Origin of the sequence: Candidatus Pseudothioglobus sp. Uisw_041, from assembly GCF_048087625.1 — a bacterium.
Classification (GTDB): Bacteria; Pseudomonadota; Gammaproteobacteria; order PS1; family Pseudothioglobaceae; genus Pseudothioglobus.
In genome coordinates this window covers 1,450,630-1,476,650 of the sequence record NZ_CP159805.1, presented here as the reverse complement: position 1 = coordinate 1,476,650, position 26,021 = coordinate 1,450,630, and the positions used below count along the sequence as shown (strand labels likewise).

Genomic DNA, 26,021 nt, shown 5'->3' with positions numbered 1-26,021 from the left:
AATGTCTAGAATTGCAAAAGCACCAATTACAATCCCTGAAGGCGTAAATATTTCGCAAGCTGAAGGATTAATTTCGGTCAAAGGAAAACTTGGTGAAATGACAATGCATGTTAATTCAGCAGTCCTTGTTTCTAATCATGATAATGTATTAACCTTTGAGCCAAATGCAGTTAGTAAGAAAGAACAAAAAAGCGCATGGGCTCAGGCTGGAACAGTAAGAGCAAATACAGCAAATTTAATTAAAGGCGTTACCGAAGGCTGGGAGAAGAAGCTAACACTAATTGGAGTTGGTTATCGTGCTAAAGCGCAAGGTAAAGTATTAAACTTAACTTTGGGTTTTTCTCACCCAGTTAACTATAATTTGCCTGAAGGTATTTCTGTTGAAACTCCTTCGCAGACAGAGGTTATTGTTAAAGGTATTGATAAGCAGAAAGTTGGTCAAGCTGCAGCAGAAATTAGAGCATTTCGTCCTCCAGAGCCATATAAAGGTAAAGGCGTTCGTTATACAGATGAGCAGGTTGTTCGTAAAGCTGCTAAGAAAAAATAATTGATTAAGGTAGTTAAATGAAATTATCAAAAAAAGATGCTCGCTTAAGAAGAGCAACAAAATTTAGAGCTAAACATGCTGAAAGAGATGTAGAGCGTTTATGTGTATTCAAATCTTCTCAGCATATATATGCTCAGATCATTAGTGGTTGTGGGACGAAAACGTTAGCTTCTGCATCAAGCATATCTTTGAAAATGAAGAATGGTGGAAATGTTGAAGCCGCTTCAAAGGTGGGAGATTTGATAGCAAAGGCTGCTAAAAAAGCTAAAGTTTCTAAGGTCGCATTTGATCGTTCAGGATTTAAGTATCACGGACGAGTAAAAGCCCTTGCTGAAGCGGCAAGAGAAGGTGGATTAGATTTTTAATTAAGTAAACTTAAGGTTTAAAGAATGGCTGATAATAAAAGAAATAATTATAAAGAAGAAAGTGAATTCATCGAAAAGCTGGTTAATATTCGACGCGTAGTTAAAGTTGTCAAAGGTGGTAGAATTTTTGGTTTCTCTGCTCTAGTAGTTGTTGGTGATGGAAATGGAAAAGTTGGATATGGAACTGGAAAAGCTCGTGAAGTTCCTTTAGCTATTCAAAAAGCAATGGATAAAGCTAAAAGAGCTATGAAGCCTGTCCCATTAGTAAATGGAACATTGCACTACTCTATTACATCATCTGTTGGAGCTGCTAAAGTATATATGCAGCCTGCCTCTGAAGGAACAGGCGTAATTGCTGGTGGACCCATGCGAAGTGTTTTAGAGGCAGTTGGAGTTCATAATATTTTGGCAAAGTGTAATGGTACTCGTAACCCAATTAGTGTTGTTAGAGCTACTGTTGAAGGCTTAACTCAAATGTCATCGCCACAAATAGTCGCTGCAAAGCGAGGTAAAACGGTTGAACAAATTACTGGAGAAGTGTGATGGCTGAGAAAAAAGTAGAAACAAAAGCAGCTCCTAAGAAGTCAACTCCTAAAAAAGTAGTTGCTAAGGTTGCAACTTCTAAAGTAGTTGAAACTAAAAAAGTACCTACTAAAAAAGCTGTGTCTACAAAGTCAACGGTAAGTGTGACATTAATTAAAAGTTTTTATGGCCGCCTTCCTAAGCATCGTGCGACAGTAACTGGTTTAGGATTAAAAAGAATTAACCATACGGTTATTCTTGAGGACACACCAGAAGTAAGAGGCATGATTAATAAAGTGTCTTACTTATTAAAAGTAGAGGGTTAAATAATGAATTTAAATACTTTGAAGCCTGCAATAGGTGAAAAAACTAGCAGGAAGCGTGTCGGAAGAGGCATTGGTTCTGGAATGGGTAAGACAGCTGGAAGAGGTCATAAAGGTCAAAAATCTCGATCTGGTGGATTTTCGAAGGTTGGTTTTGAAGGTGGTCAGATGCCACTTCAAAGAAGATTGCCTAAGGTTGGTTTCTCGTCAAGGGTTTCTATAATAACATCTCAGGTAACACTATCTCAGCTTGATAAGTTAACTGAAACTGATATCAATATTGATGTTCTTAAGAAGCACAACCTAGTTACTAAAAATATATTAAGAGTCAAGGTTATGCTTTCAGGTGAAATCAATCGCGCTATTAACCTAGTTGGAATTAAGCCAACTAAGGGTGCTAAAGCAGCTATTGAGGCTGCTAAAGGAACCATAAGCGAGTAAGGATATGAGTGACGATCTATTAAAACGCATCCTATACTTAGTTGGTGCTTTAATCGTTTTCAGACTTGGAACGCATATTGTGATTCCATTTATATCACAGACTGCGTTAGCTTCACTTGTGGAAGATAACAGAACTGGTATTCTAGGAATGATGAATATGTTTTCAGGTGGAGCCTTAGAACGCTTATCAATCTTTACGCTTGGAATCATGCCTTACATTTCATCTTCAATTATTATGAACCTGATGACATCAGTTGTTCCGAAGTTTGAGCAACTTAAAAAAGAAGGTGATAGAGGAAGAAGAACAATTACTCAATATACTAGAATGGGTACAGTATTTTTAGCGGTATTTCAATCATATGGAGTGTCAATTGCACTTCAGTCTCAGTCAGGTGGAGGCGTAGCGTTAGTTACAAATCCTGGCCTAACCTTTAGTTTTGTAACAGTAGTTACATTAACTACTGGTACTTTATTTTTGATGTGGCTTGGTGAACAGATTAGTGAGAAAGGAATTGGTAATGGAATTTCAATGATAATCTTTGCAGGTATTGTTGCAGGCTTGCCAGCTTCATTTGGTAATACTCTTAGTATGGTTGGTACGGGAGAGTTAAGTGTATTTGTTGTCGTACTTATGTTGGTAATGGTAGTTCTTGTAATGGCTTTTGTTGTTTTCATGGAAAGAGGACAAAGACGAATTGCTGTTAATTATGCTAAAAGACAACAGGGAAGAAAAATGGTTGGTGGTCAGACATCCTATTTACCACTCAAGATTAATATGGCAGGTGTTATTCCGCCTATTTTTGCCTCAAGTATTATTTTATTTCCAGCAACTTTAGGTGGATGGTTTTCTCAATCTGAGGGAATGGGATGGTTAGCAGATATTACTTCAAGCATTTCACCAGGCCAGCCTCTCTACATAATTTTTTATGGTGCTGCCATTATCTTCTTTACCTTTTTCTATACAGCTCTTACTTTCAACGCGAAAGATACAGCAGATAATTTAAGGAAATCAGGTGGATTTATACCAGGCATTAGACCTGGACAGCATTCGGCAGACTATATAGACGCAGTAACTTCAAGACTAACAGCAGTAGGTGCTATTTACATAACAGCAGTATGCCTACTTCCAGAGTTTTTAATTTTGTATTGGAACGTTCCGTTCTACTTTGGTGGAACTAGTCTTTTAATTATCGTTGTTGTAGTAATGGATTTTATAGCACAAGCGCAGTCTCATATGATGTCCAATCAGTATGAAGGCTTAATGCGCAAAGCAAATTTAAAGTAAGGGTAAGTTATGAAAGTAAGAGCATCAGTTAAAAAAATTTGTAAAGATTGCAAAATTATTAAAAGACATGGAGTAATTCGTGTCATATGTAAAGAGCCTCGCCATAAGCAGAGACAAGGTTGATGACATTGACAGGCGTTCATTTACAAAGTAAAATTGCACGATTTTTCAACTATAAAATTTTGAATGGAATTATCCATTCAAAAATAAAATTTTTAGAGGCATAGGTAGATTATATGGCACGTATTGCAGGCATAAATATTCCAACAAATAAACATATTGTAATTGGTTTACAATCAATTTTTGGTATTGGAGAAACTAGATCAAAACTAATTTGTAAAACACTTAAATTAGAGCAAAGCACTAAGGTGTCTGCACTAACTGAAGATCAACTAGAAGCAATTCGTGGAGCTGTTTCTCAATTTGAAGTTGAAGGTGATTTGAGGCGTGATGTTGCAATGAACATAAAACGCCTAAGAGATTTAGGTTGCTACCGTGGTATACGTCACAGAAAGGGATTACCGTTACGTGGTCAAAGAACAAAAACAAACGCTAGAACTCGCAAGGGTCCGCGTCGTTTAATTAAATAATTAAGGCATAAGTTATTATGGCAAAAGAGCAAACAGTTAAGAAAAAATCTAAGAAGATCGTCTCTGACGGTATTGCACATATTCATGCAACTTTTAATAATACTATTGTGATGATTACAGATCGTCATGGGAACACTTTATGCTGGGCAACTTCAGGTGGAGCAGGATTTAGAGGCTCAAGAAAATCAACGCCTTTTGCAGCTCAAGTTGCAGCAGGTAATTGTGGTGAAAAGGCTCAAGCTTTTGGAATGAAAAATGTAGAGGTTCGAGTTAAAGGCCCAGGCCCAGGACGTGATTCTGCAATCAGAGGCTTGAATGCACAAGGTTTAAAAATTCAATCAATAACAGATGTGACGCCTATACCTCATAATGGTTGTCGTCCTTCTAAGAAACGTAGAGTATAAGGATAAATTATGGCAAGATATACAGGTCCTACATGTAAATTAGCACGCCGTGAAGGTGTGGACTTAGAGCTTAAGAGTGGAATTAGATCTATCGATTCCAAATGTAAATTAACACAACTTCCTGGTGTTCACGGAGCAAATGCCCGTCGTCAAAAAGGAAGTGAGTATGGATTGCAGCTCCGTGAAAAGCAAAAAGTTAGACGTATTTATGGTGTATTAGAAAAGCAATTTAGTCTTTATTATAAAAAAGCTAGTGCAAAAAAAGGGCCAACTGGTGAAAATTTACTATCACTTCTTGAGTGTCGTCTTGATAATGTTGTCTATAGAATGGGTTTCGCTTCAACGCGTGCCGAAGCAAGACAATTAGTGTCTCATAAGTCAATTGTAGTAAATGGCAAGCTGGTTAATATACCTTCTTTTCAAGTAAGTGCAAATGATGAAATCTCTGTTCGAGAAAAAGCAAAAAAACAAAGCCGAATTCAACTAGCACTTGAAATTTCTGGTCAAAGTGGATTATCAGAGTGGTTGGATGTTGATAATAAAGCATTAAAAGGTGTTTTTAAAAATGTCCCTGCTCGCGATGAATTATCTTCAGATATTTCAGAGCAATTAATCGTTGAATTGTATTCTAAATAGGAATTAAATATGCAAGGAAGTGCAAGAGATTTTCTAAAACCAAAACTAGTAGATTCAGTTGAGTTGTCTAAAAACGAATATCGCGTTGTTCTAGAGCCTTTTGAAAGAGGTTTTGGACATACTTTAGGAAATTCAATTAGAAGAACGTTATTATCTTCTATGGTTGGTTCTGCAATCACAGAAGTAGCGATTGATGGTGTAATGCATGAATTTTCAACTATTGAAGGTGTTCAAGAAGACGTTCTAGATATACTTCTCAATCTTAAAGAGGCTTCTATTGGCCTAAATTCAAGTGATAGCGCTACAGTTATTATTGAAAAACAAGGTCCATGTGAGCTTACAGTTGCGGACATTGAAGCAAATGGTACAGATGTTTCTGTATTTAATCCTGAGAAAGTAATAGCTACAGTGAATGAAGGTGGAAAAATTAGAATGACTGTTGTTATTAATACTGGTATCGGTTATGACGTTGCTGTTGCTAGATCAGTTGATTCTGAGACAATTGGAAGCATTCAGTTAGATGCAAGTTTCTCTCCTATAAAAAGAGTAAGCTTTACTGTTGAATCTGCAAGAGTTGAACAAAAAGTTAATCTAGATAAACTAAATATTGTTATTGAAACTAATGGTTCAGTTAATGCTGAAGATGCTGTTAAGAGAGCTGCTACAATTCTTCAAGATCAATTATCCTCATTTGTTGAGTTAGAGCCAGTAATCGAAGAGGAGCCACAACCAACTTCAGATGACTTTCCTCCAATGTATTTATCAGCTGTCGATGAGCTTGAATTAACAGTTCGCTCTGCAAACTGTTTGAAAGCTGAACAAATCTATTATATTGGTGACTTGATTCAAAAATCAGAGCAAGACTTACTTAGAACTCCAAACTTGGGGCGTAAGTCACTTAATGAAATTAAAGAAGTTTTGACAGAGAAAAATCTAGAGCTTGGTACAGAAATTGAAAACTGGCCACCAGTTGACTTAATGAGTGAATAAGGATAAATAATGAGACACAGAAAGTCAGGTAGACAATTAAATAGAAATTCATCGCATAGAAAAGCCATGTTTAAGAATATGGCTAATTCATTAATTCTGCATGAAACAATTAAAACAACACTTCCTAAAGCGAAAGAATTAAGACGCGTTATCGAGCCTTTAATTACAAGAGCTAAGGCGGATAGCGTTGCTAATCGTCGTCATATTTTCTCTAAACTAAGAGATGATGCAATGGTTGCTAAGTTGTTTACGCAATTGGGACCTTTTTATCAAGATCGTCCTGGTGGATATATACGTATTTTAAAAGCAGGTTTTCGTACAGGTGATAAAGCTCCAATGGCATTAGTTCAATTAGTTGATTTTGAAGGTCAAGAAGAGGTTATTATTGAGGCACCTAAAAAAGAAACTAAAGCTGCTGCACCTAAAAAAGAAACTAAAGCTGCTGCACCTAAAAAAGAATCTAAAGCTGCTGCACCTAAAAAAGAATCTAAAGCTGCTGCACCTAAAAAAGAAACTAAAGCTGCTGCATCTAAAAAAGAAACTAAAGCTGCTGCACCTAAAAAAGAAACTAAAGCTAAAGCGTCAAAAAAAGAATCATAAAGGAATTACCATATGCCAGCAATTAAAGTAAGAGAGAACGAACCATTTGATATTGCACTTCGTCGTTTCAGACGTCTTTGTGATAGAGCGGGTGTTATTACAGATGTTAGGAAAAAAGAGTATTTTGAGAAGCCTACGTGGGTTAATAAGCGTAAAAAAGCTGCTGCAGTTAAAAGAACTCATAAAGAAATGTCAAAAAATCGTATTCACCGTAAACGTATGTACTAATCACTATTTATAGTGCAAAAGTAAATCAAAATATGTCACAGCTAAAACAACTCATTACTAACGATATGAAGTTAGCAATGAAGGCTAAAGACAAAGAAGCCCTTAAAGCAATTCGTATGATTCTAGGGGCAATCAAACAAAAAGAAATAGATGAGCGCATCGAATTGACTGATGGGCAGGCTTTGTCTGTTATTCAAAAAATGGTCAAGCAACGTAAAGATTCTATATCACAATTTTCAGATGCTGGAAGAACTGACTTGGTTGATATTGAAGAAGCAGAGCTTTTAATTATAAATAACTACATGCCAAAGCAGCTAAGTAAAGATGAGGTTGAGGCTGCAGTTATTAAAGCTATTTCTGAAACTGGAGCTGACTCTATGAAAGATATGGGTAAGCTAATGGGCGTTCTTAAAGGCCAGCTTGATGGTAAAGCAGATATGGGCGTTGTTTCTCAATTAATTAAAGCCAAACTAAGCTAGTTTTAGTTATACATACTGGTTACTATTTCTTCCATAACGACAAAGGTTGAGCTATGCTGAACATTTGGTAGCGATGAAATTTTTTCACCTAAGACCTTTCGATAACTCTCCATATTTTGCGTTCTGACTTTCAATAAGTAATCGAAATTTGATGCAATCATATGACATTGTTCTACTTCTGTTATATCTTTAATTGCTCTATTGAATGAATTTAGTGCGGCAGTTTTTGTATCATTCATCTTAATTTGAACAAATGCAATATGATTATTCTCAACTAACTCATGATCAATAATAGCCTTATAGCCTTTGATATATCCTGACGTCTCTAATTTTTTAATACGATTTAAACAAGGGGTTTTAGATAACCCAATTTGATTAGACAATTCAGTAACAGTCATTCGACCATCACTTTGAAGGAGCTTAAGAATCTTATGATCGAAACTATCAAGAGTAGGCATAATAACTATTTAATTTAAAATAATAGATATATTATAATTTAATTTTTAATATATAAGTCTAATTATATGTTTATTAAAAAATTATAGTTATTATGACTATTTAATATAAATTAAAATTGTTTTATTATTTAAAATATTTCTTATATGATGCAGGATCAATACACTTCTAAAGTATTTGACATAGATTACACATCTTCTCGAAAAAAAATGAGAGATGCAAGAGTAATGTCAGAGGCAGAGGCCCTAGATCAACTTAAGCTATCTGAAACAACAAATGCATATCAAAGAGCAGATTTTCAGAAAAAAACTTCGAATCTTATCAAAGATTTAAGAGCTTCAAATCAACCAGACTTATTGTCATTGTTTATCTCTGAATATAATTTAACAAGTGATGAAGGGCTTTCATTAATGACTCTAGTTGAGGCTTTTCTTCGAGTTCCAGATAACAAAACAAGGGATAAATTATTTATTGATAAAGTTGCTAGAAAGGGATGGACCAGGCATATTGGTGGCAGTAAATCCTCTATGGTTAACATTGCAACTATTGCTCTTAGTATTGCAGATAGGATGATTGCACATGGAAGTAATAAAGAGATTAAAAATAGAATAAAAAAAGCGTTAGAGATTCTATCTAGGCCCGGTATACGGTTTAGTGCAAACAATGTGATGCAATTTTTTGCTAAGCAGTTTGTCTATGCTGAAAATATTAAAACTGCAATTAAATCAAGTAAGGCTAAAAATGGTTTGTATTCATTTGACATGCTTGGAGAAGCTGCTTGGACTATGGCAGATGCTGACAAGTATTTTTTATCTTACAAGAATGCATTAATAGAAATTGGAAAGCATAGGCAATCAAAAAATGTACTTGAGGCTGATGGAATATCGGTAAAACTTTCTGCACTTCATCCTAAATATGATTTTATGCACAGAGAGAGAGTTCTCTCTGAATTACTACCTCGGATAATTGAGCTCGTAAATATTGCTCAAAAATATAATATAGGAATTAATATTGACGCCGAAGAGGCTGAGCGCTTAGACCTCTCATTGGACGTTATTGATCGAATTATGGATTCGATTTCAAATACCTCATGGCAAGGATTTGGAGTGGTAGTTCAGGCTTATCAAAAGCGTTCACCATATGTAATTGATTGGCTTCACCAAAGCTGCAAAAAATATGATTTAAAGATAATGGTAAGGCTAGTCAAAGGGGCATATTGGGATAGTGAAATTAAGAAAGCCCAAGTTATGGGAGAAGTTGATTATCCAGTTTTTACAAAAAAAATAAATACTGACTATTCATTCTTAGTATGCGCTCAAAAACTACTCTTGATGAGGAATTTTATCTACCCCCAATTCGCTAGTCATAATGCACATTCATTAGTCAGCGTTTGCGAAATTGCTGGAGATAATGTTGGATTTGAGGTACAAAGACTTCATGGTATGGGCGAGTCTCTTCATATCCATATAAAAAATAAATATAATGTCCTTTCAAGGGTATACGCGCCAATTGGAAGTCATAAGGAGTTGTTGGCTTATCTAATGAGGCGATTATTAGAGAATGGAGCTAATAGTTCCTTTATTAATCATTTATTTGATGAGAATATTAAGCCAGAAAGCTTAGCAGTAGATGTTTTTTCTGAAGTTGAAAAAGATACTAATAACTCTCATTCAAAAATCCCACTTCCAAAAGACATTTTTAAAAATATCCGTCAAAACTCATCAAGTATTATGCTGACTGAGCAGAATGAAGTTGATTTACTATTTCAATCTCAAGAGCCTTGGTTAAAGAAAAAGTGGCAAGCAAAATCAATGATTTCTGGGATAGCCCTAGAGGACTCTAATCAAGAAGAAGTAAAAAATCCATCTGATACTTCTGATATTTTGGGGAGTTTGCTATATGCAAATCAATCACAGTTAGATCGCTGCTTAATAACTGCACAAAATGCATTTAATTTAAATTCTCATGACCCAGACAGAATTCTTGAGAGTTTAAATAGAGCCGCTGAACTCTATGAAGAAAACCAATTTGAATTGATGGCCCTTGCAATGCGAGAGGCTGGAAAGACTTATCAAGATGCCATTGATGAGGTTAGAGAGGCGGTTGATTTTTTACGCTATTATTCCAACTTAGCACATAATATAATTCCTAATGAAAGACAAGCCATGGGAGTTTTTGTTTGTATTAGCCCGTGGAACTTTCCTTTGGCAATTTTTACAGGCCAGGTCGCTGCTGCGCTTGCTGCTGGAAATGTTGTAATTGCTAAGCCTGCTGAGAGTACCTCTTTAATAGCCTATAGAGCAAGTGAGTTATTAATTGAGGCCGGAATTCCTTTAGGAGTATTTCAGCTTTGCTTAGGAAAGGGTTCAGATGTTGGCTCTTACCTAACTAGCAGTTCAATAATTTCTGGTGTAGCCTTTACAGGCTCATCAGCTGTAGCAAAACAAATCAAACACAACCTAATTAAAAATGGAAATCCAGGGGCAAGAGTTATTGCTGAAACTGGCGGCCTAAATGCAATGGTAGTAGACTCAACCGCTTTATGCGAACAGGTAACAAGAGATGTCATTGATGGAGCATTTAAAAGTGCAGGGCAACGTTGTTCTGCACTTAGGGTACTAATGATTCAGGAAGAGTGCTTTGATGAAACCCTAAAGATGATTCAGGGCGCAATGAAGGAGCTCCGTATTGGAAATCCTAAACACCTCTCTACCGATTGCGGTCCAGTTATAAATCGTGAAGCACAAGTAAAACTTCAAAGCTATATTGAAAAATCTAGAAAAAGAAATCAAATAATTAAAGATATTCAATGTGATCTTAAGACTGGCTATTATGTAACTCCAACAATTATTAATCTTAAATCAATTGATGAAATCAATGAAGAGTTTTTTGGTCCAATCCTTCATGTTATTTCATACAAAAGTGATGAGTTGGAATCTATGATTGATCAATTAAATGCAAAAGGCTTTGGATTAACGTTTGGTATACATTCCAGAATTGACAAGCAAGTTGAGGAAATTACGTCCAGAGTTAATGCTGGGAATATCTATGTGAATCGAAATCAAATTGGTGCTGTTGTTGGATCTCAACCTTTTGGAGGTGAGGGCTTATCGGGAACTGGCCCTAAAGCAGGAGGGCCAAGTTCACTTCATGGATACAGCCAGAGTATAGCCTCAACTAAGACAACCGATCATGAACTTAAACTTTATGGGAATGCACAAGTTAATAATTTGATTTTGCCAAGCATTCTAATAAATGAAGATTTGATAACTAAAATGAAAAACCAATTTTCATTCATTGAAAGTGATTTCTTTGACTTTCTGCATGATGAAATAGCTAAATACGCAACTAAGATTTCCTTGCCTGGGCCAACTGGTGAATCAAATAGTATTAGATATAAACCAAAAGGAACAGCATTATGCCTTGGTCCAACAGCTATTGATGCACTTAAGCAGACTTTACTAGCTCTTGTATTAGGAAATAGCGTTGTTAGTCTTATTAAAGAAGATGAATATAACTCTCTGATTACGCTTGGCTTTGGTAAAGAGAGTATATTTAGATTGGTTAACGGGCCAAGCCTGAAGTTGATGAAAAGTGAATCGTATAAAGTAATATTATTTTTTGGTAATTTGATGTCAGTGGAAAAGTTAATAATTAATCAGCGCTCAGCGATTACCCCAGTTATGAGTTCTCTTTACGAGACATGGCAATTAGTTAATGAGCGTGTCATTACAGAAGATACAACGGCATCTGGCGGTAATGCCAATCTCTTAGCGCTTTAATCTCTATTAGTTGTTTTAAATGTTGTTGGCGTTAATTTAGTCTGGCCAATAAACCAACGAATAAATGAAGAGGGATCTGAGTAGCCAAGTTGATATGAAATTACTTTAACCGAAAGACCTTTTTGAAGCATATTTTTGGCTTTTTTGAGCTTGAAGTTATTTAGAACCTTTCGAAACGTTGTGTTTTCTTTTGATAATTGATAGCGAAGCTGGATAGTGCTGACACCAAGCTGATCTGAAATTTCTTGAATATTGATATTACTATAATAATTTACATAATTATTCATCAGTACTTCAATATTTTCAACAAGATTAACCTTACTAACCTTTTTATCAATTTTTTCTTGCGCAATTGACTTTAAGTAATCAACAAGCTTCGTGTTTGAGAGAGTATTCTTTTTTAAATAATTTTTTTTGCTAATTACAATTGATGTTTCAGCACTTTGAGAGTTAATTGGGCAACTAAAAACTGATTTTTCTTTTATGGCTCCTCCAGAGGTATGAGTTTTTGTATTAATGCATTTAATTGGGAATCTTTTAGACCTAATAAAGGCAGCAAGTATTGAAAGGCATAGATTCTCATAAACAGATGAATGCTGAATCTTTGCGTTTGCAATAAATAGCACTTTAACTTCATTGAGATCTTCCCTAATTACAAAATTAATACCTTCTAATTCAATATTTATATAAGTTTGCAATAGCTTAAAGCCCTCTTTTAAGTGTCTAGAATAAACAAACATTAATCCAAAGGCTTCAGCATAGTTAGGCCTTATTTGAGCTAATCGAGCATAATTTATTGAGATTAGCTCATCATTAAAAACTGATTCAGCCTCGATAAAAAAGTTTAAAAAAATATCAATTGGTAGTGATAAGTTTGGATTTAATAGCATATTTTTTGATAACCCAATCCCATTACAAATTTCATTTACTTTTTCTGGGTAAATTTGTTGTAATCTTAGAATTGATCGCCAAACTGCACTATTTGTATTCATACTAATTCAACATAAAGTTAAGATAAAAATCACAATCCTTAGAAAATAAAATGTTAATATTTTATTATATTATGATAACTTAGATTTAATTTTTATAACTATACTAGTTATTCAATTATTAAATTAATAATTCATTTACGACAACGCTTTAAATTAGGATTAATTGTTATGCTCGAAACTATATTTCAATATTCACTTCTTTCTTTCTTTCTTTCTATTGTATTAATTCTAGTAGCTTTAGTGAGATTTCAAATTAAGCCATGGCAATTGTGGCTAATAGCTGTTGGTTTGACATATCCAGGGGCTGTAATTGCTGAGCATTTTGGCGCTCAGCTTTTACTTCTTTTTCTTTTAGCCTTAGGTATTCTAATAGTTCCAAGTGTTAGATTATTGTTGTTTACTAAGCCGCTTTATAAGTTAATGCGCAAATCCCTTCCTCCGATTGGCTTAACGGAAAGTATTGCGCTTGAGGCAGGAAGCGTTTGGTGGGATGCTGAGTTATTTCAAGGCAATCCTGATTGGACGAAGCTATCAGAACTTGAGGCAACTGAACTCACTGATGAGGAGCAAAGTTTTGTTGATAATGAAGTTGAAACCCTTTGCGGTATGGTTGATTCCTACGAAATTGTTTCCAGTGAAGATTTGCCTAAGGAGGTTTGGCAGTATATTTTTGATAAGGGATTCTTGGGTTTGATTATTCCAAAAGAATTTAATGGACTCGGTTTTTCTCATTTCGCGCATGCCATAATTGTAGGAAGGCTTTCATCGGCCTCACAGTTTTTGGGAATTTCGGTTATGGTTCCAAATTCTTTAGGACCTGGTGAGCTGTTATTAAAGTATGGGACCGAAGAGCAAAAACAACATTACTTGCCTCGTTTAGCCAAAGGAAAAGAAGTGCCATGCTTTGGACTAACCTCTACAGTTGCTGGATCTGATGCGGGCTCTCTGGTTGATAATGGGATAGTATGTTATGGTGAGTACGAAGGTAATAAAGTATTGGGTCTAAGATTGAATTGGGAAAAGCGCTATATAACCCTTGCACCTATAGCTACAGTGATTGGGTTGGCTTTTAAGGCATATGACCCTGATAATTTACTGCCAGCTGATCACCCTCTTTATAAGAAAAATGATTTAGGAATTACCTGCGCACTTATTCCACGAAAAACTGAGGGTTTAAGTATAGGAACACGTCATCGTCCAATTGGCGAGCCATTTCAAAATGGCCCTATTTATGGTAAAGATGTTTTTATACCAATGGACTGGGTAATCGGTGGTGAAAAAATGATTGGCCATGGATGGAGAATGCTTATGGAGTGCTTAAGCGTTGGTAGAGGAATCTCGTTGCCTGTAACTGGGGCATCTGCCACTCAGGCTATGCTTTTAACTACGAGTACCTATGCACAAACTCGTGAGCAGTTTGGAATTCCAATTTCGAAAATGGAGGGAATCCAAGAGAAACTATCGAATCTTGCGACAAATGCATTTCGAGCAACTGCAAACATTAATCTTTCTACTTGGGCGCTTGATGCTGGACATCGACCATCAATTATTTCAGCAATAGTGAAATATAGAAACACTCAGTTATTGCAAAATTCTTCGATAGATGCAATGGATGTTCATGGCGGAAGAGGAGTAATGCAAGGCAAAAGAAATTATGTTTCAAATGTCTATTCTGGTGCTCCAGTTGCGATTACTGTTGAAGGCGCAAATATTCTAACTAGAAGCTTAATGATTTTTGGACAGGGACTTGTTAGGTGCCACAAAACTTTACTAGATGAATTAACAGCGCTTCATGATGACGGGAAGAATGCAATAAAGAATTTTGATAAAGCTCTAGTAACTCATGTTGGAAGCTTTATTAATAACATTGCTAGAGCAATTGTCTACGCTTGGACTAAAGGCAGATTGGCAAAACCTTATGGTAATAAAACGACAAAGCCTTACTATAGAAGCTTATCAGTTTTATCCGCAAAGTTTGCCGTCTTAACCGATATCGCCTCTTTATTGTTAGGTGGATCTTTAAAAAGAAAAGAGATGGTGTCTGGTCGATTTGCTGATGCAATTTCTGCAATGTATGAAATCAGTTCATGCATAAAGCTTTATGAGGAGAAATTCCAAAATGACGATAATATCGAGAGTATTCTTAAATTATCAGTTCTCACGTTAGTCAAAGAGGCTGATATTGCGATGCGAGAAAATATAGAAAGTATGCCAGTTAATAGAGTTATTAAGGCAATAATAAGATTTTTCCTTTTTCCTTTTTCAGTCACTAGCGATAAAATTAATGACAAATTAATTATTGCTACTTCAAACTCTATTACTGATATTGACTGGTTAATTGACAACTTATCTACATGTATTTGCTCCAACTTAAGAGAAAAACCTGGACACCCTTTTTATATTCTATTTCAGGGGTATGAGGCTGGGATTAAATTAAAAGTGCTCAGAGATAAAGCCAAAAAAGCTGGATATAAGTATCAGCCAAGTATTACCTTAGAGTTTTGGCTTCAAGGGCTTGTTGATAATAAAACTTTAACCACTGAAGATAAAGAAAATTGGCTCAGATGGAATGACACTCTTCTTGAAGCACTAAAAGTGGATGATTTTGAAAATTTAAAGAATTAAAAATATAGGAAAACTATGAAACAATATTTTGATAAAGCTTTTAGCAAGATTGCCGTTCTTGGCTCGGGAACAATGGGTGGGCAAATAGCTGCTCACTTCGCAAACTTAGGGTTTGATGTAGTCATGTTTGATACAAGTGAAGAGGCGTTAATGAAATCGCTCTCCATGATGAAAAAATTGAAACCTACCCCATTTGCAAGCCTCTCAATAGCGAGTTTAATTAAGACCTCAACTTATGAGAATCTAGATACTCTATCAAAATGTGATTTCATAATAGAGTCAATTATCGAAAATATTGATATCAAAAAACAACTTTTCTTGAAAATAGCTCCTTATGTAAATGATCATGCAGTTCTCGTGACAAATACTTCTGGGTTATCAATTCAAAAAATTGCTGAGCATTCTCCAGAAAGCTTGAGAAGTAGAATTTTTGGAGTTCACTTTTTTAACCCTCCTAGATATTTACCACTTGTTGAATTAATACGAACTTCATTTAGTGATGAAAAGTTACTTCATATTGCTGAAGGATTTATTACCTCGGCATTGGGAAAGGAAGTTGTTTATGCAAAAGATAGTCCTGCTTTTATTGCTAACAGAATAGGTGTCTTTTCTTTTTTGGCTGTATTAAAGCATGCTGAAAATTTCTCTTTATCTGCTGATACAGTTGATGCACTAACTGGCAAGAGGGTTGGAAGACCTGCTAGTGCTACATTCAGAACTTTAGATGTTGTTGGTCTTGATGTGATGTCGAATGTTGTAAAAAATATTTATGAAAATGCTAAGGATGATCCATGGGTTGAGCAATTCAAATTGCCTGATTGGATTGACCATTTAATTGAAAAAGGGTTATTAGGAAGTAAGACTAAAAAAGGCATTTATGAGAAAGTAGGAAAGAATATAAATGTTTATGATCCAGCTACTGGAGAATATAGACTCTCAGATAAAACTATTAGTTCAACAGTCAAGAAAATACTCAAAGATAATGGAAATATTGAGAACTCATTATTAGAGCTTTCCAAATCTGGTGATCCGCAAGCACAATTTTTATGGTCAGTTCATCGTGATGTTTTTCACTATGCCTCTTTTCATTTAGAGCATGTGGCTGAAACAGTAAGGTGTGTTGATCTTGCATTAAAGTCAGGCTTTGCTTGGCAGAAAGGTATCTTCGAGCAAGTCCAGCTTACTGGTTGGAGTAAGGTTAGAGAGGCCCTGAATATTGATATTAGTGGCGGTAAAACTCTTTCTCAAGAGCCCCTTCCAAATTGGGCTATGGATAAAGATTTTGTTTATTCTGATGATGGGGCTTTTGATCCAAATAAGAATCAATATATTCCAAGATCATCTCATCCAGTATATGAAAGGCATTTACATAAAACTCTTTTGCAGGGTGAAAAGCAATATCACCAAAATATTTTGCTGGAAGGTGAGGCGACTAAGCTACTTGATATTGGCGATGGTATTGCCAGCGTTTCTTTTAAAACAAAAATGAATGTTTTAAGTTCAAACGTTTTAACTGAGCTACCAAAGTGCCTTGACTATCTTGAAGAAAATGGTTTTCATGCTTTAATTTTTAAGCAGGAGCAAGAGCATTTTTGTGCTGGAGCAAATCTATATGAAATAATTTCTGCTATTAAACTAGGCCTACTAGAAAAAGATCCAGGAGTTGCCTCTAAAGCTAAAAAGAAGGCGTTTGAAGTTATGAATCCAGGGCTTCCTAAGCTTGGTAAGCTTTATTCCATTAAAAAAACAGTAGCTATGCTGCAAGAATTATTAATGCGCTTAAAGCACGGCAAAATAGTAACAGTTGCTGCAGTTGATGGGCTCGCACTTGGTGGAGGCTGCGAGCTTTTATTGCATTGCAATAAAGTGGTAGCCTCAATGAATTCTTATATCGGCCTTGTAGAAGTTGGAATTGGTGCCTTGCCAGCGGGCTGTGGCAGTAAGGAAATGGCTTTAAGGGCATTTCTTAATAAAGAAACAGATGATATATTTCCTTTGCTTTCTAAGCATTTTGAGCAAATTGCCATGGCAAAAGTTTCAGCAAGTGCTTTAGAGGCAAAAGAAATGGGCTATTTAAAAAATGATGATGTAATTATTGCTAATCCAAACGAGTTACTTTATGTTGCAAAGCAACAAGCAATGGCATTACTAGAATCTGGATTTAAATCTCCCTTAGATGCAACATTTAAAGTAGTTGGAAAAGCTGGGTATGCAAACATTATGGCGCAAATTGCCAACCTTTATGAAGGGCACTTTATGTCAGATCATGATAAGTATTGTATAACCTCTCTGGCAAAAGTAATGACTGGTTCTGAAGTTGAAGAAAATACAACAGTGAATTCGCAAATGCTATTAGATCTTGAGAGGAAGTATTTTATAGAACTTTTAGGCACTAAGAAAACGCAAGAAAGAATTGAGTTTATGCTAAGAAATAGCAAGCCACTTCGAAATTAACTGGAGAACATTATGAGAAAAGCTTATATTATTGATGCAAAAAGGACTCCAGTTGGAAAAGTAAGGGGTTTATTGTCTAAAACTAGAGCTGATGATTTATTAATTCATGCAATACAAAGTGTATTGAAAGAATCGGATGCTAGTGAAGAAATTAATAAAAATATTGATGACATTATTGTTGGCTGCGCTATGCCAGAGGGCCCACAAGGGCTTAACATTGCGCGCATTGCAACATTACTTGCTGGCTTGCCAGATTCAACCCCTGCGTATACTTTAAATAGGTTCTGCTCATCAGGACTTCAGTCGGTATCCAATGCCGCTGACTTAATAAAATCGGGTTCAGCTGATTTAGTTATAGCAGCTGGTGTTGAAAGTATGAGCAGCGTTCCTATGACTGGCTTCAAACCTTCTATGAATCCTAAAATTTTATCAGATGAAAATATTTCTATTGCATACGGAATGGGATTAACAGCAGAAAAAGTAGTACAGAAATATAAAATATCAAGAGAAGCTCAAGATGAATTTGCATTTGAAAGTCACCAAAAAGCAATTCTTGCAAATAGTAATGGTTCATTTTCAAACGAAATATCCCCAATAACAACTGTTGAAAATGGATACTCAACCACTTCCAATGAATACACAACTCGTTCTAATGTTGTATCTATGGATGAAGGGCCAAGAGAAGATACAAGTCTTGAAGTTTTGGCTAAACTAAGAACTGTATTTGCTCAGGATGGTTCAGTTACTGCAGGAAATAGCTCACAAATGTCTGATGCTGCTGCTGCAGTTCTTGTTGCTAGCGAAGAGGCTGTTGAAAAATATAATCTAACACCAAAAGCTGAGTTCATGGGCTTTTCAGTTGCAGGAGTTCCTGCAGAAATTATGGGAATTGGCCCAGTCAAAGCAATTCCTAAAGTTTTAAAATCAACAGGCTTAAGTCTGGATGATATTGGTTGGATTGAGCTCAATGAGGCCTTTGCTGCTCAATCATTAGCTGTAATTCAAGAGTTGGGTCTTGATTCTAAAAAAGTCAACCCACTTGGTGGCGCAATTGCGCTTGGTCATCCCTTAGGAGCTACAGGGGCTATAAGGATTGCTACTCTAGTATCAGCTATGCAAAGAGAAAATATTGATTATGGTATGGTCACAATGTGTATTGGAACTGGAATGGGCGCTGCAGGCATACTTAAAAATATAAGAAATTAGATGAAAACACAAAATTTTATCAGTAAGCTAAGACTGCCAATCATTCAGTCACCAATGTTCATTGTATCCAACGCAAGACTTGTTATTGCATCATCAAAGGCAGGAATTGTTGGGTCATTTCCGTCAGCTAATTGTCGAACATTAGAAGCACTGGATCAAACTTTTTCTGAAATAACCGAAGCTTTAGGTTCAGGCAAAGAAGCACTTCCTTGGGCGGTTAATCTTATTGTTAGTAAAATGTATGCTCGGAGTAATGATGACCTCGATTTAATTCTTAAGCATCAGCCACCAATTGTAATTACTTCACTGGGTAACCCCAAAGAGGTTGTTGAAAAAGTCCATAAATATGGCGGATTAGTTTTTTCAGATGTTATTAATTTATACCACTCAAAAAAAGCAATTGATGCTGGAGTTGACGGTTTAATATTGGTTTGTAATGGCGCAGGCGGGCATACCGGTGAATTGTCACCATTTGCTTTTGTAGCTGAGGTGAGAGAGATCTTTGATGGCACAATTATTGTCGGCGGAAGTATCAGCTCAGGCGATTCAATCTTAGCAATCCAGGCTATGGGTGCTGACATGGCTTATATGGGAACTCGCTTTATTGCTACAAAAGAAAGTGATGCCACTGAGGAGTATAAAGAGATGATACTTAACGCCTCAGCCAGTGACATTATTAAGTCTAATAAAATTACTGGTGTTAATGGAAATTGGCTCGAGCAATCACTAAAAAATGCTGGGATTTCTCCTAAAGAAAGAGGAGTTAAGCAAACATTGGGTGATTTAAAAAAAATGATAATGCCCCTAATTAAGCAAAAACTTAAAGTAGATTTTGATATCAGTAAGGTTACTGCTAAGAGGTGGCGTGATATTTTTTCAGCAGGGCAGGGAGTTGGCTCTATCTCCAATGTACCAAGTGTTGAGGATTTAGTGTTAGAATTAGAAATGCAACATGCTAAATCGAAAAGTCGAATTTTAAAAGGATAATAAATAAATGCTATCTAGGCCAGCAAAGCGAGATTTAAAACATAATAGAGTCATCGAAGGAAAGGGCTATAAAAGAGATGATGGGCTTTGGGACGTTGAGGTATTCCTAGTTGATAGTAAAACTTATTCATTTGAAAATATGCATAGAGGCTATATAAGTGCAGGAGAGCCACTTCATGATATGGCTGTAAGATTAACTCTAGATGACGACAGGAAAATTATCGATATAGAGGCAGTAATAAATGCATCCCCATACAATATTTGCCCGCAATCTGTACAAAATTGCCAAAATTTAAAAGGTGAGTATTTAATTTCAGGCTTTAACAGGAAGGTTATCAAAGCTATGGGTGGTGAAAAAGGATGTAGGCATATTACTGACTTATTGGCTTATGCCGGAACGATTGCTTATCAAACTCTTTGGAAAGAGAAAACTGGCGGCAAAACCAATACTATTTCTTTAGAGGAAGCCAAATCGATAGAAAAAAAATTTACAAACTCTTGTTTTGCATTTAAGAAAGATGGAGAGGTTTATAATCAGTACAAAGAAATATTAATAAACAAGATAGAGAAAAGTTAATTACTAGAATAAGGAGAAAAGCATGGAAAAAGTCATACCAAACAAACTTGAAGAAACAGAGTTTTTTAAAGAGCATGGTAACTTAGTAGAGTTTTTTGATAACTGCTGTCAAGAGCATAATGGAAAAATGGCATTTGAAAGCTTTGGTGTTGAAATTTCATATGAAGATCTTTCAGAAAAAGTAAATGCTTTTGCCTCATGGCTGACTAATAATTTTCAGGCAGGAGATAGGATAGCTGTGATGATGCCAAATATGCTTGCCTATCCAATCATTGTATATGGAGCTCTGAAGGCTGGAATCGTTGTTGTTAATGTTAACCCTCTCTATACTCAAAGAGAATTAGAGCATGTCCTTAAAGATAGTGAAGCTAAAGTATTAGTAGTCTGGGAGGGCGTCGCTAATGTAGTAGAAAAGTCTAATCTTGCGAATGTAGAAAAAGTAATGATTACAACTGTTGGTGACCTTCTTGGATTTAAAGGGAAAATTATTAATTTTGTAACTAGAAAAGTTAAAAAATTAGTGCCTAAATTTAATATTGATGGCGCTATTATGTTTAATAAAGTACTAAGTGACAACTTAGGGAAAAATCCAGTTAAAGTTGATATCTCTATTGATAATACTGCATTTCTTCAATACACCGGAGGCACAACAGGAGTTTCAAAGGGCGCAGTATTGTCTCATCGAAATATCCTTGCAAATATTATTCAGGCGTTTTTTACTATTGATCCAAAAATGTATGATGAATCAAGAAATGAACAGAGAATTGCAATCTGCCCGTTACCTCTTTATCATATTTTTGCTCTAACGGTACACAACTTTATGCTGTTTCATATTGGCGGTAAAAGTGTATTAATTACTAACCCAAGAGACCTTAAGACTTTTGTTTCATTAATGAAAAAACATAAGTTTCATATGATTTCTGGTGTCAATACTCTTTATGAGGCCCTATTAAATTATGATGGCTTTAGGGAGTTAGATTTTAGTAACTTGCTTATGTCATTAAGCGGCGGAATGGCTGCTTTAGATACCACTGCAAAAAGGTGGCATGAAACTACTAAATCTGTCATTTGGCAAGCATACGGACTAACAGAGACTTCTCCTTTGGTGAGCGTTAATGATTATAAACAAACTGAATTTACTGGCTCTGTAGGACTTCCTGCTGCTTTCACTGAAATTGAAATTCGAGATGAGGATAATAATGTTTTAACTGAAACTAACGAGGTTGGAGAGCTCTGCGTACGCGGACCACAGGTTATGAGTGGATATTGGAATTCTGAAGTTTCAGGTCTTGACGAAAATAATTGGTTCATGACAGGTGACATTGCTCGAATAGATGAAACAGGTAATATTTTTATCGTTGATCGTAAAAAAGATATGATTATTGTTTCTGGTTTTAATGTATTTCCAAATGAGGTAGAGGCTGTCGTAAATGAGCATCCTGCAGTTCTTGAGTGTGGCTGCGTTGGAATTGAGGGTGAGAGCTCTCAAGAGCTTGTGAAAGTATTTATAGTTCTTCATGAAGGGCAAACGTTATCAGAAGAGGAGATCATTAGTTTTTGCCGTGAAAAACTAACTGCTTATAAGGTTCCTAAGCATATTGAGTTTATTAAAGAGATTCCAAAAACAAATGTTGGTAAGGTTCTAAGAAGAGAGTTAAAGACTAATCAATAGACCATTATGATCTATTCTATGGTATAAATAGAGTGCGTGATAAGTTTTACGCTCTTAAGTTATAGTAAAAATTAACTTATTGATTAGACAGTTTTTCCTGAAAGAGAATATGTCTATTTTTGATTATGACTCAAATTTAAAAGAAATTAATGTACTTTTTAATTTGTTGTCAAATAAATATGATTTATAAATTAAGGAGAAAAAAATGAAAAAATTTAATTTTTTTAGTGCGTTACTTTCTGCAGCTTTGCTAAGTGGTATAACTGCTTCAACAGCAGTCTCAGCAGCAGATCAATTTGTTACTATTGGAACTGGTGGAGTGACAGGCGTTTACTACCCGACTGGTGGTTCTATTTGTCGACTAGTAAATAAAGACAGGGCGAGCCATGGTGTTCGTTGTACAGTTGAGTCAACAGGTGGGTCGGTATACAACATTAACACGATTCGTGCTGGTGAGTTGGATTTAGGTGTTGCTCAGTCAGATTGGCAGTACCATGCTTATAACGGAACTAGTAAATTTGCTGATGCAGGTGCATTTACAGATCTAAGAGCAGTCTTTTCAGTACATCCTGAACCTTTCACTGTTGTAGCTAGAGCTGATTCAGGTATTCGTAATCTTGAGGATCTAAAAGGCAAGAGAGTTAATATTGGAAATCCTGGTTCTGGCCAGAGAGGAACTATGGAGGTATTAATGGAGGCGCTTGGCTGGGATAAATCAACTTTTGCTCTAGCATCTGAACTGAAATCTTCTGAACAATCAAAAGCATTATGTGACAATAAAATTGATGCAATGGTCTTTACTGTTGGCCATCCTTCAGGTTCAATCAAAGAAGCAACTACCTCTTGTGACAGTGTCCTAGTAAATGTAACTGGAGCTGCAGTAGATGGTTTAGTGGCTAACAATGACTTCTATCGTACTGCAACTATTCCGGGTGGAATGTACAATGGAAATCCTGAAGACACTGTAACATTTGGTGTGGGCGCAACAGTTGTTAGTTCAGCTGCAGTATCAGAGCATGTAATTCATTCTATTGTTAAGGGTGTGTTTGAAAATTTTGATTCCTTTAAAAAGTTGCATCCTGCATTTGCTAACTTGAAGAAAGAAGAAATGATTCAAGATGGCTTATCAGCTCCACTTCATGCTGGTGCAGCAAGGTACTATAAAGAAGCTGGTTTAATGAACTGGTAATTTTAAGTTTTAATTAAAAAGGATGGCCAACGCCATCCTTTTTTTTTATTTTTCTTAATGACTCAAAAATCCTTTATAGATGTTCGAAAAGATATATTATTCAATTATCATATTTAGGTCATAAATTTACATGAAAACTGATTTGGAAACTGGAAATCGAAATCCAAATAGTATATTTGTCAAAAATATACTGCTATATACTGCATTGACTTGGTCATTATTTCAACTATATGTCTCCTCTCCTCTAGTTCTTGAAATTACGCCATGGATGAATGCTGATGTAGTAAAGCGAGTCCATGTTTCTTTTGCTGGATTTTTAGCTTTTATGACTTATCCTGCATTTAAAAATTCTTCAAGAACTCTTGTTCCTTGGACAGATTGGATTATGGGTTTGCTGCTTGTTCTTTCTTGTATATATTTAATTTATAATCAGGTTTGGGATTCAAGAGCATTTGAAATGCGCTTAGGTGTCCCAAATTCAACGGATTTAGTTTTAAGTGTTGTAGGGCTATTATTGTTACTAGAGGCCACAAGAAGGTCATTAGGCCCTCCACTAATGATTGTTGCTTTGCTTGCTCTTTCGTATGTTTATTTTGGTGCTGGTGGATATGGCGGCGCCTCATTGAATAAAATTGTTTCCCATATGTGGATAACTACAGAAGGCGCATTTGGAATTGCAGTTGGCGTATCTGCAAGTATGGTTTTTTTATTTGTTTTATTTGGATCACTCCTTGAAAAGGCTGGGGCGGGAAATTATTTTATTAGAGTAGCTTATGCACTTACAGGCCATTATCGTGGTGGACCAGCTAAAGCTGCAATAGTATCATCGGCAATGACCGGTATGATCTCTGGATCCTCAATAGCTAATGTAGTAACTACTGGGACATTTACAATACCATTAATGAAGAGAGTTGGTTTTAGCTCTGAGAAGGCTGGAGCCATAGAGGTTGCATCTTCAACGAATGGCCAACTTACACCACCTATTATGGGAACTGCTGCTTTTTTAATGGTTGAGTATGTTGGTATATCTTATATAGAAGTTATTAAACATGCTTTCTTACCTGCTCTTATTTCATACATAGCTTTAATTTATATTGTCCATTTAGAGGCTTTAAAGGCGGGAATGGAGGGTCTTAAAAGAACCAAAAAACTTAACAGAGTTGATAAGCTAATTAGCATATGCACCGTGCTTATACTTTTGGGAATATTGGTTTGGGTCCTTCCACCATTTTTTGAATTGATAAAAGCAGTAGCTGGCGATTTTAATATTTTGATTGTTTCAACAATTATGATATTCAGCTATGTATCCTTATTATTTTATGTCTCTAGAATGCCTGATCTACCGACTGGAGATATTATTGAAATTCCTGAAGTTGGAAAAACAGTTAAAGCAGGACTTCATTTCCTACTCCCTGTAATATTATTAATTTGGCTACTGACCGTTGAGCGTTTTTCACCTGAAACATCAGTTTATTGGGCAACACTATTTATGGTTTTTATCGTTTTAACACAAAAAATTCTTTTAGGAGTATTTCGAGGTAGTTTAGATTTCACTAATCAGCTAATCCAAAGCCTTTATGATATTAAAGCTGGCTTTATTAATGGCGCAAGAAATATGATTGGAGTAGGTGTTGCAACTACTGCAGCTGGAATAATTGTTGGCACTGTAACTCTAACAGGAGTTGGCCAACTTATTATAGGATGGGTTGAGTTTATTGCAGCAGGCAACTTGTTTTTGATCTTACTTTTCACAGCAATGATTAGTTTAATTTTAGGCATGGGCTTACCAACAACTGCAAACTATATAGTAGTCTCCAGTTTAATGGCGCCTGTAATTGTTAGCTTGGGTGCTGCAAATAATGTTGCTATTCCTCTAATTGCAGCGCATATGTTTGTTTTTTACTTTGGAATATTGGCTGACGATACACCACCAGTTGGTTTAGCTGCTTATGCTGCGGCAGCTATTTCAAAGGGTGATCCAATTAAAACTGGAGTACAAGGTTTTATATATGATATGAGAACAGCCATACTTCCTTTTTTATTCATATTCAATACTCAGTTACTTATGATTGGAATAGGTAATGTATTTAGTTTTTTAATGGTCGTTATTTCTTCAACTATTGCTATATTATTATTTGCAGCAGCAACTCAAGGTTATTGGCTAGTAAGGAATCGATGGTGGGAAACCTTATTACTTTTATTAGTAGCTTTTATGTTATTCAGGCCTGGTTATTTTTGGAATAAAGTTGACCCACCTTATGAAAGTCTTCCTGGAGATCAAATATTTGAAATTGCTGAAGCAATGACCTCAGGTCAATCGATTCGATTTATTGTTGAAGGAGAAACACTTGAGGGCATTCAAAGAAGTTACACTTTTTTATTATCTTTAGCTGAGGGTAATTCTGGAATGGAAAAAATAAATAATACTGGCTTTTATTTAGATGACTTATTTGGGGATATGGAGGTTGCAATGGTAATGCCTGGCATGTCAAATAATCGAGCAATAAACAAGCAGGTTGAGTCAATGAAAGTTGCTGGTGTTGATAGTGGCTGGATTATCACATCTGTTCAAACTAAAAGAAATACTCTACCTAAGCAGATTATTTTTATACCAGCTCTTATGCTATTAGGCATTATAGCGACAATGCAGTTTAGACGGAAAAATTACTAA

Annotated in this window: 24 protein-coding genes and 1 pseudogene; 23 read left to right on the top strand and 2 right to left on the bottom strand. The window is 35.7% G+C overall.

Annotated features, from left to right (window positions below; translation table 11 throughout):
• The first annotated feature begins 1 nt into the window (after position 1).
• From rplF to ABXT44_RS07410, 14 genes and pseudogenes are all read left to right on the top strand, one after another.
• Positions 2-547: a 50S ribosomal protein L6 gene (rplF, locus tag ABXT44_RS07475; protein ID WP_416686642.1), complete on the top strand. Its 546-nt coding sequence runs from the start codon at positions 2-4 to the stop codon at positions 545-547.
• A gap of 17 nt (positions 548-564) precedes the next feature.
• Entirely contained in the window at positions 565-912 is a 348-nt protein-coding gene (rplR, locus tag ABXT44_RS07470; protein WP_271537433.1) for a 50S ribosomal protein L18, read from the top strand.
• A 24-nt stretch (positions 913-936) separates the two neighbouring features.
• Positions 937-1,455: a 30S ribosomal protein S5 gene (gene rpsE, locus ABXT44_RS07465; protein ID WP_416686640.1), complete on the top strand. Its 519-nt coding sequence runs from the start codon at positions 937-939 to the stop codon at positions 1,453-1,455.
• Positions 1,455-1,760: a 50S ribosomal protein L30 gene (gene rpmD / locus ABXT44_RS07460; RefSeq protein WP_416686638.1), complete on the top strand. Its 306-nt coding sequence runs from the start codon at positions 1,455-1,457 to the stop codon at positions 1,758-1,760. Before rpsE ends, rpmD begins: the two co-directional genes overlap by 1 nt.
• Positions 1,761-1,763: 3 nt before the next feature.
• The gene (rplO, locus tag ABXT44_RS07455; protein ID WP_271537427.1) at positions 1,764-2,198 is read left to right on the top strand and encodes a 50S ribosomal protein L15; all 435 of its coding nucleotides are present in this window, start codon (positions 1,764-1,766) and stop codon (positions 2,196-2,198) included.
• Positions 2,199-2,202: 4 nt separating this feature from the next.
• On the top strand, positions 2,203-3,483 hold the full coding sequence (gene secY, locus ABXT44_RS07450) for a preprotein translocase subunit SecY (RefSeq protein ID WP_416686636.1): 1,281 nt from the start codon (positions 2,203-2,205) through the stop codon (positions 3,481-3,483).
• Between the two features lie 9 nt (positions 3,484-3,492).
• On the top strand, positions 3,493-3,606 hold the full coding sequence (gene rpmJ / locus ABXT44_RS07445; RefSeq protein WP_020026342.1) for a 50S ribosomal protein L36: 114 nt from the start codon (positions 3,493-3,495) through the stop codon (positions 3,604-3,606).
• A gap of 113 nt (positions 3,607-3,719) precedes the next feature.
• Positions 3,720-4,073: a 30S ribosomal protein S13 gene (rpsM, locus tag ABXT44_RS07440; RefSeq protein WP_271537422.1), complete on the top strand. Its 354-nt coding sequence runs from the start codon at positions 3,720-3,722 to the stop codon at positions 4,071-4,073.
• 17 nt (positions 4,074-4,090) lie between these two features.
• Positions 4,091-4,477, top strand: a complete 387-nt coding sequence (gene rpsK, locus ABXT44_RS07435; protein WP_416651612.1) for a 30S ribosomal protein S11 — start codon at positions 4,091-4,093, stop codon at positions 4,475-4,477.
• A 9-nt stretch (positions 4,478-4,486) separates the two neighbouring features.
• Positions 4,487-5,113 carry a 30S ribosomal protein S4 gene (rpsD, locus tag ABXT44_RS07430; RefSeq protein ID WP_271537420.1) on the top strand — a complete coding sequence of 209 codons (627 nt, stop codon included), beginning with the start codon at positions 4,487-4,489 and terminating at the stop codon, positions 5,111-5,113.
• A 9-nt stretch (positions 5,114-5,122) separates the two neighbouring features.
• The gene (locus tag ABXT44_RS07425) at positions 5,123-6,103 is read left to right on the top strand and encodes a DNA-directed RNA polymerase subunit alpha (RefSeq protein WP_271537418.1); all 981 of its coding nucleotides are present in this window, start codon (positions 5,123-5,125) and stop codon (positions 6,101-6,103) included.
• Positions 6,104-6,112: 9 nt separating this feature from the next.
• Positions 6,113-6,493: pseudogene (gene rplQ / locus ABXT44_RS07420) on the top strand (50S ribosomal protein L17); the annotation flags it as partial.
• Positions 6,494-6,715: 222 nt separating this feature from the next.
• Positions 6,716-6,931, top strand: coding sequence for a 30S ribosomal protein S21 (gene rpsU / locus ABXT44_RS07415; RefSeq protein ID WP_416651608.1), 216 nt, complete (start codon positions 6,716-6,718; stop codon positions 6,929-6,931).
• Positions 6,932-6,963: 32 nt separating this feature from the next.
• Complete coding sequence (locus ABXT44_RS07410) at positions 6,964-7,410, top strand: GatB/YqeY domain-containing protein (protein ID WP_416686634.1); 447 nt, start codon at positions 6,964-6,966, stop codon at positions 7,408-7,410.
• Between the two features lie 2 nt (positions 7,411-7,412).
• Here the strand turns inward: ABXT44_RS07410 and ABXT44_RS07405 are convergent, their stop codons facing one another.
• Positions 7,413-7,868 carry an Lrp/AsnC family transcriptional regulator gene (locus ABXT44_RS07405; RefSeq protein ID WP_416686632.1) on the bottom strand — a complete coding sequence of 152 codons (456 nt, stop codon included), beginning with the start codon at positions 7,866-7,868 and terminating at the stop codon, positions 7,413-7,415.
• Positions 7,869-8,012: 144 nt separating this feature from the next.
• On the opposite strand from ABXT44_RS07405, the gene putA reads away from it, so the two are divergent.
• Positions 8,013-11,648, top strand: coding sequence for a bifunctional proline dehydrogenase/L-glutamate gamma-semialdehyde dehydrogenase PutA (putA, locus tag ABXT44_RS07400; RefSeq protein ID WP_416686630.1), 3,636 nt, complete (start codon positions 8,013-8,015; stop codon positions 11,646-11,648).
• Here the strand turns inward: putA and ABXT44_RS07395 are convergent.
• A complete protein-coding gene (locus ABXT44_RS07395; RefSeq protein ID WP_416686628.1) occupies positions 11,645-12,640 on the bottom strand; it encodes a helix-turn-helix domain-containing protein in 996 nt (331 codons plus the stop codon). The genes putA and ABXT44_RS07395 overlap by 4 nt on opposite strands.
• A gap of 168 nt (positions 12,641-12,808) precedes the next feature.
• Between ABXT44_RS07395 and ABXT44_RS07390 the strand changes: the two genes are divergently transcribed.
• The 8 genes from ABXT44_RS07390 to ABXT44_RS07355 all read left to right on the top strand — a co-directional run bounded on the left by ABXT44_RS07390 (position 12,809) and on the right by ABXT44_RS07355 (position 26,021).
• Positions 12,809-15,265: an acyl-CoA dehydrogenase gene (locus ABXT44_RS07390; protein ID WP_416686626.1), complete on the top strand. Its 2,457-nt coding sequence runs from the start codon at positions 12,809-12,811 to the stop codon at positions 15,263-15,265.
• Positions 15,266-15,280: 15 nt separating this feature from the next.
• The gene (locus ABXT44_RS07385) at positions 15,281-17,719 is read left to right on the top strand and encodes a 3-hydroxyacyl-CoA dehydrogenase/enoyl-CoA hydratase family protein (protein WP_416686625.1); all 2,439 of its coding nucleotides are present in this window, start codon (positions 15,281-15,283) and stop codon (positions 17,717-17,719) included.
• Between the two features lie 12 nt (positions 17,720-17,731).
• Positions 17,732-18,925: an acetyl-CoA C-acyltransferase gene (locus tag ABXT44_RS07380; protein ID WP_416686623.1), complete on the top strand. Its 1,194-nt coding sequence runs from the start codon at positions 17,732-17,734 to the stop codon at positions 18,923-18,925.
• Positions 18,926-19,912 carry an NAD(P)H-dependent flavin oxidoreductase gene (locus ABXT44_RS07375; protein WP_416686622.1) on the top strand — a complete coding sequence of 329 codons (987 nt, stop codon included), beginning with the start codon at positions 18,926-18,928 and terminating at the stop codon, positions 19,910-19,912.
• A gap of 7 nt (positions 19,913-19,919) precedes the next feature.
• The gene (locus tag ABXT44_RS07370) at positions 19,920-20,489 is read left to right on the top strand and encodes a DUF2889 domain-containing protein (protein ID WP_416686620.1); all 570 of its coding nucleotides are present in this window, start codon (positions 19,920-19,922) and stop codon (positions 20,487-20,489) included.
• Positions 20,490-20,511: 22 nt separating this feature from the next.
• Complete coding sequence (locus ABXT44_RS07365) at positions 20,512-22,161, top strand: AMP-binding protein (RefSeq protein WP_416686618.1); 1,650 nt, start codon at positions 20,512-20,514, stop codon at positions 22,159-22,161.
• A 205-nt stretch (positions 22,162-22,366) separates the two neighbouring features.
• Complete coding sequence (locus ABXT44_RS07360) at positions 22,367-23,350, top strand: TAXI family TRAP transporter solute-binding subunit (RefSeq protein ID WP_416686616.1); 984 nt, start codon at positions 22,367-22,369, stop codon at positions 23,348-23,350.
• 130 nt (positions 23,351-23,480) lie between these two features.
• Positions 23,481-26,021, top strand: a complete 2,541-nt coding sequence (locus tag ABXT44_RS07355) for a TRAP transporter permease (RefSeq protein WP_416686615.1) — start codon at positions 23,481-23,483, stop codon at positions 26,019-26,021.